The organism is Sulfitobacter dubius (genome assembly GCF_900113435.1).
In the GTDB taxonomy this organism is placed as follows: Bacteria; Pseudomonadota; Alphaproteobacteria; order Rhodobacterales; family Rhodobacteraceae; genus Sulfitobacter; species Sulfitobacter dubius.
On record NZ_FOPG01000002.1, the window covers coordinates 120,974 to 133,197 of the forward strand.

The following is a 12,224-nucleotide window of genomic DNA, read 5'->3' on the forward strand; positions in this document are numbered from 1 at the left end:
TTATGCACCCAGATGTGGGGGCATCGCCACACGTCACGGTTTTCTTAATCCGCGACAGTTATAGATCAAACCGGGAATACGGCGAAGCCTGCCGAAAGGATAGATTAATGTTCTACAAAGATGAGCGATTGGCGCTATTTATAGATGGTTCCAATCTCTACGCCGCGGCCAAGTCGCTCGGCTTCGACATCGATTACAAACTGCTGCGGCAAGAGTTCATGCGCCGTGGCAAGCTGCTGCGTGCATTCTATTACACTGCGCTGCTTGAAAACGATGAATATTCGCCGATCCGCCCGCTTGTTGACTGGCTAAACTACAACGGCTTTTCCATGGTTACCAAACCGGCCAAGGAATACACCGACAGCATGGGCCGCCGTAAAGTCAAAGGCGACATGGATATCGAACTGGCCGTAGATGCCATGGAACTTGCGCCGCGCGTGGATCATATCGTGATCTTCTCAGGCGATGGTGATTTCCGTCCGCTGGTCGAAAGCCTGCAACGTCAAGGCGTACGCGTCTCTGTCGTATCGACGATTCGCAGTCAGCCGCCGATGATCTCCGATGATCTGCGCCGCCAAGCCGACAACTTCATTGAGCTTGACGACCTGCGCGATGTCATTGGCCGCCCCCCACGTGATCCGATGCCGGCTCCACAAAGCTGACCGCAGATCGCCTTTTTATTGCCCTGAACAACTCCGCTGATCGCGGAGGTTGAATTTCTGCGTTTTGCTATCAGGAAAGTGTGGATACGAATAACAGGCCAGAGACGTCGCCGTCACTGGCCTGTGAAATTTCTAAAATACCCCAGGGAAGATACAATACAGCACATGAACCCATGCGTTCCCCTTGATCCAATAGTACTTGTTCCCGTAGAAGTAGACGACCCCCCTAAATAGGGGGTAAAGTGAGGGATGATGCTCGTCGATGTCGCAGTACGGCTGGAAAAACTACAAGATATCGACACACTTTGGGATGGGATCGTAGCGGCACTCCGAGAAATCGGCTTCACCCATGCACTCCATATCAGTGTGGGCGCCGACTTTAAAAATGCGCAGCTGCTTTGCACCATCCCCGATCTCTATAAAAACCTCCCGCCCGAAGATGACCCGTTTCTGCATCACTCGTGCAACAGCTATGAGGTGTTGATGATCGGGCAGGCCTTTGTACATCTCTATCCCGATGTCACGCCCTCCGAACATTCCCTTATCGCGCGTGCAGCGCGAGCGGGGCTTCACGCTGCTTTTGCCGTACCGATGCGTCTGCAAGGGTCTGAACGCTTTGGCGGCTTTGTGATCGGCAACGGGATGGCGGCGGAAGAGTTTGAACAAACTTTCCACGACATCGCCGAAGAGTTGCGCCTGTTCTGCCTGCTGATGCACCGGCGCATCGAAGACCTTGTCGGGGCAGAACTACTGCCCCTCCCCGATAGCCCCTCTGCTTTTGATAAGCTCAGCCCGCGCGAAGCCGAAGTGGTTAATCTTTTGGCGCATGGTTATAGCCGCCAACAAACGGCACATCACTGCAACCTGTCGATTCACACCGTGTCGGACTACGCGAAATCCGGCTATCGCAAGCTGGGCATCCGTAACCGCGCTCAAGCCGCCGCACTTGTGCATGGGGCTGGAAGCGAGGCTGCGCCCAAGAAAGGCTGACGGGCTGGACGAAGCGCGCCCAAGCCCTTACCTCTGCGCCAAGCCGTTCGGAGACTTCGCCATGACCAACACGCCCCTGACCCTCTACCTCGCCGCACCGCGCGGATTCTGCGCGGGCGTGGATCGGGCGATCAAGATCGTCGAAATGGCGCTCGAAAAATGGGGCGCGCCAGTCTATGTGCGCCATGAGATCGTGCACAACAAATTCGTCGTCGACGGGCTGCGCGACAAGGGCGCGGTCTTTGTCGAGGAACTGTCGGAATGCCCCGACGACCGCCCGGTGATCTTCTCCGCACATGGCGTGCCGAAATCCGTGCCCTCCGCCGCGCAGGCGCGCAATATGATCTATGTCGATGCCACCTGCCCGCTGGTCTCCAAGGTCCATATCGAAGCACAGCGCCATGCCGATGCAGGGCTGCAGATCATTATGATCGGCCACGCGGGCCACCCTGAGACGGTCGGCACAATGGGCCAATTGCCCGATGGCGACGTGTTGCTTGTTGAAACCCCCGACGATGTGGCCGGGGTCGCCGTGCGCGATGAGGCCCGTCTGGCCTATGTCACCCAGACCACGCTCAGCGTTGACGACACTGCCGATATCGTGGCGGCCCTACAGGCACGCTTCCCCGCCATCATCGGCCCGCACAAAGAAGACATCTGCTACGCCACGACCAACCGTCAGGAAGCGGTCAAAGCCATGGCGCCCAAATGCGACGCGATGCTGGTGGTGGGCGCGCCGAATTCGTCGAACTCCAAACGTCTGGTCGAAGTCGGCGCCCGCGCGGGCTGCGCCTATGCGCAACTGGTGCAACGAGCGGACGACATCGATTGGCGCGCGCTTGAGGGGATCGGCAGCATCGGCATCACCGCAGGCGCATCGGCCCCCGAAGTGCTAATCAACGAGGTGATCGACGCCTTCAAAGCCCGCTATGACGTGACCACTGAACTGGTCGAAACTGCGCAGGAAAACGTCGAGTTCAAGGTGCCTCGCGTCCTGCGCCAACCCGCCTGATTGACCGCCGCGCGCCAGCCGCCTACACCGCGTTGAAACCGCGACGGGAGCCGACATGCCAGACCTTTACGCCTACACAGACGGAGCCTGCTCGGGCAATCCCGGCCCCGGCGGCTGGGGCGTGCTGATGCGCGCGATGGACGGTGACAAGATCGTCAAAGAACGCGAGCTGAAGGGCGGCGAAGGCCAGACCACCAACAACCGCATGGAACTGATGGCCGCAATCTCGGCGTTGGAGTCGCTCAGCCGCGCGACTGAGATCACTATCGTGACCGACAGCAACTACGTCAAAAATGGCATCACTGGCTGGATCTTTGGTTGGAAAAAGAACGGCTGGAAAAATGCCGCCAAGAAGCCGGTTAAAAACGCCGAACTTTGGCAACGGCTGGACGCGGCGAACGCGCGGCATAATGTGACGTGGAAATGGGTTAAGGGCCACGCCGGCCACCCCGAAAACGAACGCGCCGACGAACTGGCCCGCGCGGGCATGGCCCCCTTCAAACCGGGCGGCAAGAAGTGACCCTGCTGGCCCTGCTCGACTATGCCGCCGTGCTGGTCTTTGCCATCACCGGTGCGCTGGTCGCCAGCCGTGCGCAGCTTGATATCGTGGGCTTTGCCTTTATCGCCTGCCTGACCGCCGTCGGCGGCGGCACGATCCGTGACCTGCTGCTCGACCGCAATCCGATCTTCTGGATTGAAACGCCCAGTATGCTCGGCGTGGCCATCGTGGCGGCGCTGGTGGTGTTTTTCACCGCGCATTTTCTGGAAAGCCGATTTCGCACGCTCATTTGGCTCGACAGTCTCGCGCTTGCCGTCGCTGTCGCGGCGGGCGTGGGTGTGGCGATGTCCCAAGAGCAATCCGCACCGATCATCATCGTCATGGGCATGATCACCGGCTGCATGGGCGGGCTAATGCGCGATGTGGTCGTCGGCCAATTGCCACTGGTGCTGACCCAAGGGGAACTCTACGCCACGGCCGCTCTGTCTGGCGCTGCGGTGGCGGTACTGCTGTCACCCTATTTCGACGGCAGGCTCTATCCGCTGCTGGCCTGTGCCGTGACGACTTGGGTGCTTCGGGCCGGATCGCTGTATTTCGGCTGGCACTTGCCAGTCTACAAAAGCACCCCGCCGAAAAGCTGACGCCTCAGCCTTCGCCCAAGCGCCGCCCCACCGCGATCTGCGCGCCGCGCTGAAACACATCCGCGTCCTGCGCTCCCTTGCCCGCGCGCTGCAAGCGCGTAAGTCGCACGGCACCCTCGCCGCAGGCAATGCGCAGATCATCCGACAAGACCTCACCCGCAGCACCTGTGCCTTCGTCCAGCACCGATCCCAGCACTTTGACCCTTTGTCCGTCAATCTCGAACCACGCCCCGGGAAAGGGTGAAAGGCCACGGATCAGCCGATCCACCTCAACCGCAGGGCGGGTCCAGTCGATCTTGGCCTCGGCCTTGTCGATCTTGGCCGCATAGGTGACGCCTTCTTCGGGCTGGGGCTGCGGGGTAAGCTGCAACAATTGCGACAGCGCCTTGTTGATCGCCACCGCGCCCATGGCGCTCAGCCGGTCGTGCAGTTCGGCCGTGGTCTCAGCCGCACCGATCTTGGTCTCTTCGCAGAGCAGCACGGGCCCAGTGTCCAACCCCGCTTCCATTTGCATGATGCAAACGCCGGTCTTTTCATCCCCCGCCATGATCGCACGGTGGATGGGCGCGGCCCCGCGCCAGCGCGGCAGCAGGCTTGCGTGGATGTTCAGGCAGCCCTGTTTCGGCGCGTCCAGAATGGCCTGCGGCAAGATCAGACCGTAGGCCACGACCACCGCCGCATCTGCATCAAGCTCGGCGAATTCTTCCTGCGGTTCGGGGTGTTTGAGCGAGACCGGATGGCGCACCAGCAGACCAATCTCCTCGGCACGTTGCTGTACCGGGCTGGGGCGGGGTTTCTTGCCGCGCCCGGCGGGGCGTGGCGGCTGGCAATAGACCGCGCAGATGTCATGCCCAGCCTGCACCAGCGCATCGAGGATCGGCACCGAAAAATCGGGCGTGCCCATGAAGATCAGTCGCATCTGTTCACTCCTGACGGACAGCGCCTTTTGGGCTGTCAGCCGTTCTGTTTACGTGCCTTGCGCAACAGCATGTCACGCTTGGTTTTGCTGAGGTTGTCGAAATACATCTTGCCCGCCAGATGGTCGATCTGGTGCTGCACGCTCACCGCCTCAAGCCCGACGAAATCACGCTCAACCTCCGAGCCCGTCTCATCCAAAAAGCGCACCTTCACGCCGCGGGGGCGGCGGATAACAGCGCTGAAACCGGGCAGGTTCGGACTGGCCTCCTCATAAGGATGCAGCACGGCAGAGGCATCGATAATCACCGGGTTCGCCAGCCGGATGCGCTTGTTATGCGCCTCGGAGGCATCAACCACCGCAACCTGTAACATCTCGCCGATCTGCGGCGCGGCAAGGCCGACGCCGGGCATGGCGTCCATCGTCTCGATCATGTCATCCCAAAGGGTGCGGATTTCATCCGTCACCGCCTCAATGGATTCGGCGGGGCTGCGCAGGCGTTTATCGGGCCATGCAACGTAGCGGCGTAGGGTCATTGGGCGTTGAACTCCGCAATCTTGGCGGCGCGGGTTTCCGCGTCAAGGTGATCGAATGTCACCACACCGTCGAGGTGGTCCATCTCATGCTGCGCGATCAGCGCGGCGGCGCCTTCAAAACTCTGCACATAGCGGCCACCGTTCAGCCCGATCCAAACCATCTGCACCTGCGACGGGCGCGAGATATCGGTACTGATGCCGGGGATGCTGAGGCAGCCTTCTGTATTGATCACACGCTCTTCGCCGATCTCTTGAAACATTGGGTTGATGCAGACCAGCGGGTCGGATTTACCCTTTTTCCAGCCCGCATCCATCACGAAAATCCGCAGCATTGCGCCCACCTGCGGCCCGGCAAGGCCCCGCCCCGGTGCGGCATACATCGTCTCAAGCATATCGGCGGCGAGACGCTCGATCTCTGGCGTGATCTCTTCGATCGGCGCGCAGGTCTCGGCCAGACGCGGGTCGGGCCAGCGGAGAACCTCCAGCACACTCATCCGCGTGCCAACTCGCGCTTCAGTTTCACCATCTTGCGGGTGATCATCTGGCGCTTCAGCGGCTTGAGGTAGTCGATGAACAGCTTCCCGTCGAGGTGGTCGATCTCATGCTGCACGCAGGTCGCCCAAAGCCCGTCGAAAGCCTCCTGCTGCTCTTTCCCGTCGCGGTCGAGCCAGCGCACCTCGACCTCAGCCGGGCGGGTCACATCAGCGTATTGCTCAGGAATGCTGAGGCAGCCTTCTTCATAGGTGCTGAGGTCATCCGAAGAGGCCACAATCTCCGGGTTGAACATCAACAACGGGCGCGGCGCTTCGCCCTCTTCCTTGACGCAATCCAGAACGATCACACGGCTCAGCACGCCGATCTGCGGCGCGGCAAGGCCAATGCCCGGCGCGTCATACATGGTGGTCAACATATCATCGCCCAGCACGCGCAGCTCGTCGCTGAGATCGGCGACAGGGGCTGCGGCTTTCTTGAGCCGTGGATCGGGGTGCAAAAGGATCGGGCGTTTCATCCCGCTCATTTAGGCCATGCCCGTGCATCGCGCAACCGGGGGCTTGCAGCGCCTGTGGCAGCCGTTAGCTTGGCCGCAATATCAGGAGAGACCAGCATGAGCTTTGACGACATCATCGACCGGCGCGGCACCCATTGTTCGAAATGGGACAAGATGGAGGCGATCTATGGCGTGCCTGCAGACACGGGCATCGCCATGTGGGTGGCCGATATGGATTTTCGTCCGCCCCAAGTGGTGCAGGACGCGCTTCAGGCCCAGATCGACCACGGGGTGCACGGGTATTTCGGCGACGACAGCGAATACCTTGCCGCGATCCAATGGTGGATGGAAAACCGTCACGGTTGGAAGGTCGACGCCGATGCGATCTTTACCACGCACGGTCTGGTGAACGGCACCGCCATGTGCGTCGATGCCTTCACCCAGCCCGGCGATGGGGTGGTGCTGTTCACCCCGGTCTATCACGCCTTCGCCCGCGTGATTAACGCCGCCGAGCGTCGCGTGGTGGAATGCCCGCTGACCAATGCCTCGGGCCGCTACGAGATGAATTTCGACGCCTATGACGCCCTGATGACCGGAGATGAGAAAATGGTGATCCTCTGCTCGCCGCATAACCCCGGCGGGCGTGTCTGGACCCGCGAAGAACTGCAAGGCGTGGCCAATTTCGCCAAGCGGCACGATCTGGTGCTGGTCTCGGATGAGATCCACCATGATCTGGTGATGCCGGGGCACAAGCACATCCCCATGGCACATATCGACGGGATCGAAGACCGTCTGGTGATGATGACCGCCACGACCAAGACGTTCAACATCGCGGGCGGCCATACCGGGAACGTCATCATTCACGACCCCAAACTGCGCGGGCGCTTTGCCCGGCGCATGGCGGCCTTGGGCGTGTCGGCCAACTCCTTTGGGCTGATTATGGCAACCGCCGCCTATACGCCCGAAGGGGCCGCTTGGGTGGATGAGCTGACCGCCTATCTCGATGGCAACCGAAAGCTCTTCGACGACGCGGTGAACGCGATTCCGGGGCTACGCTCGATGCCGCTGGAATCGACCTATCTGGCTTGGGTGGACTTTTCCGGCACCGGCATGGCGCCTGCGGAATTTCAGGAGCGTGTCGAGAAAAGTGCCGCCATCGCTGCGAACCACGGCGCGACATTTGGCACCGGCGGCGAAAGCTTCATGCGTTTCAACCTCGCCACGCCACGTGCACGGGTTGAAGAAGCTTGCAACCGGCTCGCCAAAGCCTTCAGCGATCTGCAATAATTGAAAGACGGCGCGGCGGAAGTGACCCGCCGTGCTGCTCCTTCAGGCCCGGCTGTCTTCGATCAGGCCCAGTGGCGAATCTGCGACACGTTCGAAATCAAGCGCCGGGCGGTCTGCCACGGCAGTCGCGCGCTTGAACTCATACTGCATTTCGCCTGCGTCTTCCTCGCTCGCCACGATCAAACATTGGAACAGATGCAGGCTGCCATCATAGAGATCGACCAGCCCGCGTAACTTGGGCGCGTCTTCGGCATCAACGGAAAAACCGGTCTTCCACATGCGCAGCACGCGGTAGACATCACCGCCAACCTCAAGCCGCAGGCGTGACCCTTTGCGCAGGCTTTCCATGCGCGCGGCATCAAGACCCGCTTGTATTTCCTTAGTCAGAAATTCTTCCATGATCTTCCCCCCGCTGATGCCTTCTAAGCTGGGCTAAAACGTAGGAAATTCAAGTTAAGAATTGATGACGTTTCGGCAGCCTGCGCCAGCGCAGGGCGACTGCGCGCGCATGAAGATGTGCAGTCCGCGCGTGTGGCCCTAGATATACCCTCAAATGCGCAAAGGAGAACAAGATGGGCCTTTTGGTTGACGGAAAATGGCAAGACAAGTGGTATGATACCAAATCCTCAGGTGGCAAATTTGAACGCAGCGAAGCGCAGTTTCGCAACTGGGTGACCGCCGATGGCAGCGCTGGTCCCAGCGGTGAGGGCGGGTTCAAGGCAGAATCGGGGCGCTATCACCTCTATGTCAGCTATGCCTGCCCTTGGGCGCATCGCGCGCTGATCTTTCGCCAGTTGAAGGGGCTAGAGGATCATATCGACGTCTCGGTCGTGCATCCCGACATGCTGGGCGAAGGCTGGACCTTTGATGATGACTTCCCCGGTGCCACCGGCGATACGCTCTTCGGCCTGCCCTATGCCCGCGACATCTACTCCCGTGCCGATCCCAATTTCACGGGCCGCGTCACCGTGCCGATCCTCTGGGACAAAGAGCGCGGGTCCATCGTCAACAACGAGAGCGCCGAGATCATCCGCATGTTCAACAGCGCCTTTGATGAGCTCACCGGCAATAGCGATGACTACTACCCCGCCCCCCTCCACGACCGCATCGAAGAGGTAAACGCTCGCGTCTATGACACGCTCAACAACGGTGTCTACAAAGCCGGTTTTGCCACCACGCAGGAGGCCTATGACGCCGCCGTGCATCCGCTCTTCGATACATTGGATTGGATCGAAGACATCCTGTCGCAGAACCGCTACCTCGCGGGCGACAAGATGACCGAGGCCGACTGGCGGCTCTTCACCACGCTGGTGCGCTTCGACAAGGTCTATCACCTGCACTTCAAGTGTAACCGCAACCGGATCGTCGATTACCCGAACCTCTGGGCCTATACGCGCGAACTCTATCAGGTGCCGGGCGTGGCCGAGACGGTGAACTTCGACCATATCGTGCGGCACTACCACTACAGCCACGACACGATTAACCCGAACCGGATCATCCCGATCAACCCAGTGCTGGATTTCGACGCGCCGCACGGGCGCGGCTGATCCCTCCTCTCCCTGCCTGCCTTGCGGAAGGCGCTTGATCGCGCAGCGCTTTTGCGCTTTCACCGCAGCAAGAACGGCAGGGGGACGATGATGCAACAGCCAGACCAGCGCGACCACGGCGGCGGTGTCGATGCGGCAGCGGCGCGTTTTGGCGGGCAGCGGTCGGAGTGGATCGACCTTTCCACCGGGATCAACCCCGCGCCCTACCCGATACCTGCCCTGCCTGCGGGCGCATGGACCGCCCTCCCCGACGCCGCGGCGCAAGACGCGCTGCTGACCGCCGCCCGCGGCTTTTGGCAGGTGCCCGAAGGCGCCGCGATCCTCGCCGTGCCGGGGGCCTCCTCGGCCATCGCGCGGATCCCGGCGCTGGCCCCGAAGGGCCGCGTGCGCATCCCCGGGCCGACCTACAACGAACATGCCGCCAGTTTCGCCGAGAACGGCTGGCACGTGGTCGAGACGGGCGAGACCGAGGCCGCCGTTCACGTCCACCCCAACAACCCCGACGGGCGGTTGTGGCCCTTGGCAGAGACAACAGCCCCGCTCAGCATCATCGACGAAAGCTTTTGCGACATCACGCCCGATGCCACCCTGATGGCGCAGGCCACGGTGCCCGGCGGGCTGATCCTCAAGAGCTTTGGCAAGTTCTGGGGGCTGGCCGGGCTGCGGCTGGGGTTCGTGATCGGCGATCCGGCCTTGGTGGCGCGGCTTGAACAGATGCTGGGGCCGTGGCCGGTCAGCGGCCCCGCGCTCCATATCGGCGCGGCGGCGCTGCGCGATGAAACATGGGCCGAGGCCACGCGGGCGCGGCTGGGCACTGATGCCACGCGCCTCGACGGGCTGATGACCACAGCAGGCGCGCAGATCGTCGGCGGCACCCCGCTTTTCCGGCTCTATGAGGTCGATGACGCGCAGGCTTGGCAAACCCGCCTCGCAAGGCACCATATCTGGAGCCGCGTCTTCCCCTACAACCCGCGCTGGCTGCGCCTTGGCCTGCCGCCCTCAATAGGTTGGACGCGGCTAGAGCGGGCGCTGGCATGAGCACGGCGGCGGTTCTTGCGCTGGCCATGCTGCTCGACGCGGCCCTTGGAGAACCGGAATGGCTCTGGCGGCGCTTGCCGCATCCGGCGGTGCTGATGGGGCGGCTGATCGGCTGGGGGGATCGTCGGCTGAACCACGGCCATTCGCGGCGAGCCAAAGGCGTGGCACTGCTGCTGGCGCTGATGGTCGGGATGGCGTGCCTTGGCTGGGTGCTGAGCCTTCTTGGTCCGCTCGTCGAGGTCATCATCGCCGCGATCCTACTTGCGCAACGCTCCCTCGTCGAACACCTCCGCACGGTGGCCGACGGCCTGCGCCAGTCGCTGCCCGCTGGCCGCCGCGCCGTGGCGATGATCGTCAGCCGAGACACCGCTGCGATGCCGTCAGACGCTGTGGCACGCTCGGCCATCGAAAGCGGCGCGGAAAACCTTAGCGACGGCATCATCGCGCCTGCCTTTTGGTTCTTGCTGGGCGGACTGCCGGGGCTGTTGGTCTATAAAATCGTCAATACCGCCGACAGTATGATCGGCTACCGCACCCCGCGCTACGCCGATTTTGGCTGGGCCGCGGCGCGGATGGACGACCTTCTGAACCTTGCCCCCGCACGGCTCACCGCGCTGCTGATCGCCCTGCCCAGCGGGGTGCTACACCACTGGCGCGACATCAAGGCCGACGCGGCGCTGCACCGCTCGCCCAATGCCGGTTGGCCGGAAGCCGCCATGGCGCGGGCCATAGGTGTGGCCCTCGCCGGTCCGCGCAGCTATGATGGGCAGGTGCAGCAGTTTCCTTGGGTGCACGGCGCGGGGGCGCGCGTCATCGGACCTCAGGAGATCGATGCGGCCATCACCCGCCTCTGGCAGGCATGGTTGGTGATGTGGGCAATCGCCCTAGTTCTGGCCTGTCTTTGACCAAGAGGATATCCATGCGCCCCACGTTTCTTGCCGCCGCACTCGCGGCGCTCACCCTTCCCGCCACCGCCTATGCGCAAACAGCCTGTGGCGGTGATTTCTCCAGCTTCATCGCGGATGCCAAAGCTGAGGCCGTGGCCAATGGGGCTGACCCTGCCACCGCCGATCGGTTTTTTGCTGGCCTACGCCAAGACCCCGCCGTGCTGCGCGCGGATCAGGCGCAGGGCGTATTCCAAAAGCCCTTTATCGAATTCTCGCGGCACCTGATCTCCAACGACCGGATCAACCGAGGCCGTGCCAATGGCGAAAAATACGACGCGGTCTTTGACCGGGTCGAAGCCGAATATGGCGTCAGCCGTGGCGTACTGCTGGCCTTCTGGGCGTTCGAGACTGACTACGGCGCGATCCAAGGCGACTTCAACACCGCCAACGCGCTGGCGACCCTTTCCCATGACTGCCGCCGCCCCGAGTTGTTCCGCCCGCAGCTTTTTGCGGCTTTCGAGCTTTTCGAGCGCGGCGAGTTTGATCCGGCCACCACCACCGGCGCTTGGGCGGGCGAGATCGGCATGGTGCAAATGCTGCCGCGCGACATCATCGAAAACGGTGTGGACGGCGACGGCGATGGCGAAGTCTCGCTGAAAACCTCTGCCCCCGATGCGCTGCTGTCAGGTGCTAAAATGCTGCAAAGCCTTGGCTGGCGCGCGGGGGAACCTTGGCTGGCCGAAGTCACCCTGCCGCAAGATTTCGACTGGTCGCAAAGCGGGTTGGAGACCAGCAAACCCAACAGCGAATGGCAGGCCATGGGCGTCTCCCCGCGTAATGGGCCGCTGGCCAAAGGGCTGACCGCCTCGGTCCTGCTGCCACAAGGGCGCGGCGGACCGGCCTTTATCGCCTACCCGAATTTCCGGGTCTATTTCGAATGGAACCAAAGCTTTACCTACGTCATGACTGCCGCCTATTTCGCCACGCGGCTGGAAGGTGCACAGGTTTTCGACGCAGGCAATCCGCAACCGGGGCTTAGCGGCGACGCGATGAAAACGCTTCAGCGCAAACTTCAATCCATGGGCTATGATGTGGGTGATGTAGATGGCATCCTCGGCTCCGGCACCCGTGCCGCCGTCCGCGCGGAACAGGCCCGTCTCGGCCTCCCCGTCGATGGCTGGCCCACGCCCGACCTGCTGAACCAACTGTAAGGAGACGACC

15 protein-coding genes are annotated in these 12,224 nt (G+C 62.0%); 10 read left to right on the top strand and 5 right to left on the bottom strand.

Going from position 1 to position 12,224, the window contains the following annotated elements:
* Positions 1–107: 107 nt before the first annotated feature.
* From BM229_RS09330 to BM229_RS09350, 5 genes are all read left to right on the top strand, one after another.
* Positions 108–662, top strand: coding sequence for a LabA-like NYN domain-containing protein (locus BM229_RS09330; RefSeq protein ID WP_093927390.1), 555 nt, complete (start codon positions 108–110; stop codon positions 660–662).
* Positions 663–911: 249 nt separating this feature from the next.
* Entirely contained in the window at positions 912–1,652 is a 741-nt protein-coding gene (locus BM229_RS09335; RefSeq protein ID WP_093927391.1) for a helix-turn-helix transcriptional regulator, read from the top strand.
* A 61-nt stretch (positions 1,653–1,713) separates the two neighbouring features.
* Positions 1,714–2,664, top strand: coding sequence for a 4-hydroxy-3-methylbut-2-enyl diphosphate reductase (gene ispH, locus BM229_RS09340; protein WP_093927392.1), 951 nt, complete (start codon positions 1,714–1,716; stop codon positions 2,662–2,664).
* Positions 2,665–2,719: 55 nt separating this feature from the next.
* Complete coding sequence (gene rnhA / locus BM229_RS09345; RefSeq protein WP_093927393.1) at positions 2,720–3,184, top strand: ribonuclease HI; 465 nt, start codon at positions 2,720–2,722, stop codon at positions 3,182–3,184.
* On the top strand, positions 3,181–3,804 hold the full coding sequence (locus BM229_RS09350; protein ID WP_093927394.1) for a trimeric intracellular cation channel family protein: 624 nt from the start codon (positions 3,181–3,183) through the stop codon (positions 3,802–3,804). Before rnhA ends, BM229_RS09350 begins: the two co-directional genes overlap by 4 nt.
* Before the next feature lie 4 nt (positions 3,805–3,808).
* On the opposite strand, the gene fmt is transcribed toward BM229_RS09350, so the two are convergent.
* Genes fmt through def (BM229_RS09370) form a run of 4 tightly spaced genes read right to left on the bottom strand, consistent with a single transcriptional unit; the run spans position 3,809 to position 6,265 of the window.
* Positions 3,809–4,723 carry a methionyl-tRNA formyltransferase gene (gene fmt, locus BM229_RS09355; RefSeq protein WP_093927395.1) on the bottom strand — a complete coding sequence of 305 codons (915 nt, stop codon included), beginning with the start codon at positions 4,721–4,723 and terminating at the stop codon, positions 3,809–3,811.
* A gap of 35 nt (positions 4,724–4,758) precedes the next feature.
* Positions 4,759–5,256 carry a peptide deformylase gene (gene def, locus BM229_RS09360; RefSeq protein ID WP_093927396.1) on the bottom strand — a complete coding sequence of 166 codons (498 nt, stop codon included), beginning with the start codon at positions 5,254–5,256 and terminating at the stop codon, positions 4,759–4,761.
* The gene (gene def / locus BM229_RS09365) at positions 5,253–5,750 is read right to left on the bottom strand and encodes a peptide deformylase (protein WP_093927397.1); all 498 of its coding nucleotides are present in this window, start codon (positions 5,748–5,750) and stop codon (positions 5,253–5,255) included. Before def (BM229_RS09365) ends, def (BM229_RS09360) begins: the two co-directional genes overlap by 4 nt.
* Complete coding sequence (gene def / locus BM229_RS09370) at positions 5,747–6,265, bottom strand: peptide deformylase (protein WP_067627668.1); 519 nt, start codon at positions 6,263–6,265, stop codon at positions 5,747–5,749. Before def (BM229_RS09370) ends, def (BM229_RS09365) begins: the two co-directional genes overlap by 4 nt.
* A 96-nt stretch (positions 6,266–6,361) precedes the next feature.
* On the opposite strand from def (BM229_RS09370), the gene BM229_RS09375 reads away from it, so the two are divergent.
* On the top strand, positions 6,362–7,531 hold the full coding sequence (locus BM229_RS09375; protein ID WP_093927398.1) for a MalY/PatB family protein: 1,170 nt from the start codon (positions 6,362–6,364) through the stop codon (positions 7,529–7,531).
* A gap of 42 nt (positions 7,532–7,573) precedes the next feature.
* Here the strand turns inward: BM229_RS09375 and BM229_RS09380 are convergent, their stop codons facing one another.
* Positions 7,574–7,930, bottom strand: coding sequence for a hypothetical protein (locus tag BM229_RS09380; protein ID WP_093927399.1), 357 nt, complete (start codon positions 7,928–7,930; stop codon positions 7,574–7,576).
* 173 nt (positions 7,931–8,103) lie between these two features.
* Between BM229_RS09380 and BM229_RS09385 the strand changes: the two genes are divergently transcribed.
* The 4 genes from BM229_RS09385 (at position 8,104) to BM229_RS09400 (ending at position 12,214) form a co-directional block, all read left to right on the top strand.
* Positions 8,104–9,078, top strand: coding sequence for a glutathione S-transferase family protein (locus BM229_RS09385; protein WP_093927400.1), 975 nt, complete (start codon positions 8,104–8,106; stop codon positions 9,076–9,078).
* A gap of 90 nt (positions 9,079–9,168) precedes the next feature.
* The gene (locus BM229_RS09390) at positions 9,169–10,116 is read left to right on the top strand and encodes a threonine-phosphate decarboxylase (RefSeq protein WP_093927942.1); all 948 of its coding nucleotides are present in this window, start codon (positions 9,169–9,171) and stop codon (positions 10,114–10,116) included.
* On the top strand, positions 10,113–11,021 hold the full coding sequence (cbiB, locus tag BM229_RS09395; RefSeq protein ID WP_093927401.1) for an adenosylcobinamide-phosphate synthase CbiB: 909 nt from the start codon (positions 10,113–10,115) through the stop codon (positions 11,019–11,021). The genes BM229_RS09390 and cbiB overlap by 4 nt, the downstream gene beginning before the upstream one ends.
* 14 nt (positions 11,022–11,035) lie before the next feature.
* A complete protein-coding gene (locus tag BM229_RS09400; RefSeq protein ID WP_093927402.1) occupies positions 11,036–12,214 on the top strand; it encodes a lytic murein transglycosylase in 1,179 nt (392 codons plus the stop codon).
* Positions 12,215–12,224 lie beyond the last annotated feature (10 nt).

Bases quoted from the DNA above. Each gene is read 5' to 3' on its own strand.
- BM229_RS09330 (WP_093927390.1), top strand. From the start codon at position 108: ATGTTCTACAAAGATGAGCGATTGGCGCTATTTATAGATGGTTCCAAT.
- BM229_RS09335 (WP_093927391.1), top strand. From the start codon at position 912: ATGATGCTCGTCGATGTCGCAGTACGGCTGGAAAAACTACAAGATATC.
- ispH (WP_093927392.1), top strand. From the start codon at position 1,714: ATGACCAACACGCCCCTGACCCTCTACCTCGCCGCACCGCGCGGATTC.
- rnhA (WP_093927393.1), top strand. From the start codon at position 2,720: ATGCCAGACCTTTACGCCTACACAGACGGAGCCTGCTCGGGCAATCCC.
- fmt (WP_093927395.1), bottom strand. From the start codon at position 4,723: ATGCGACTGATCTTCATGGGCACGCCCGATTTTTCGGTGCCGATCCTC.
- def (WP_093927396.1), bottom strand. From the start codon at position 5,256: ATGACCCTACGCCGCTACGTTGCATGGCCCGATAAACGCCTGCGCAGC.
- def (WP_093927397.1), bottom strand. From the start codon at position 5,750: ATGAGTGTGCTGGAGGTTCTCCGCTGGCCCGACCCGCGTCTGGCCGAG.
- def (WP_067627668.1), bottom strand. From the start codon at position 6,265: ATGAAACGCCCGATCCTTTTGCACCCCGATCCACGGCTCAAGAAAGCC.
- BM229_RS09375 (WP_093927398.1), top strand. From the start codon at position 6,362: ATGAGCTTTGACGACATCATCGACCGGCGCGGCACCCATTGTTCGAAA.
- BM229_RS09380 (WP_093927399.1), bottom strand. From the start codon at position 7,930: ATGGAAGAATTTCTGACTAAGGAAATACAAGCGGGTCTTGATGCCGCG.
- BM229_RS09385 (WP_093927400.1), top strand. From the start codon at position 8,104: ATGGGCCTTTTGGTTGACGGAAAATGGCAAGACAAGTGGTATGATACC.
- BM229_RS09390 (WP_093927942.1), top strand. From the start codon at position 9,169: ATGCAACAGCCAGACCAGCGCGACCACGGCGGCGGTGTCGATGCGGCA.
- cbiB (WP_093927401.1), top strand. From the start codon at position 10,113: ATGAGCACGGCGGCGGTTCTTGCGCTGGCCATGCTGCTCGACGCGGCC.
- BM229_RS09400 (WP_093927402.1), top strand. From the start codon at position 11,036: ATGCGCCCCACGTTTCTTGCCGCCGCACTCGCGGCGCTCACCCTTCCC.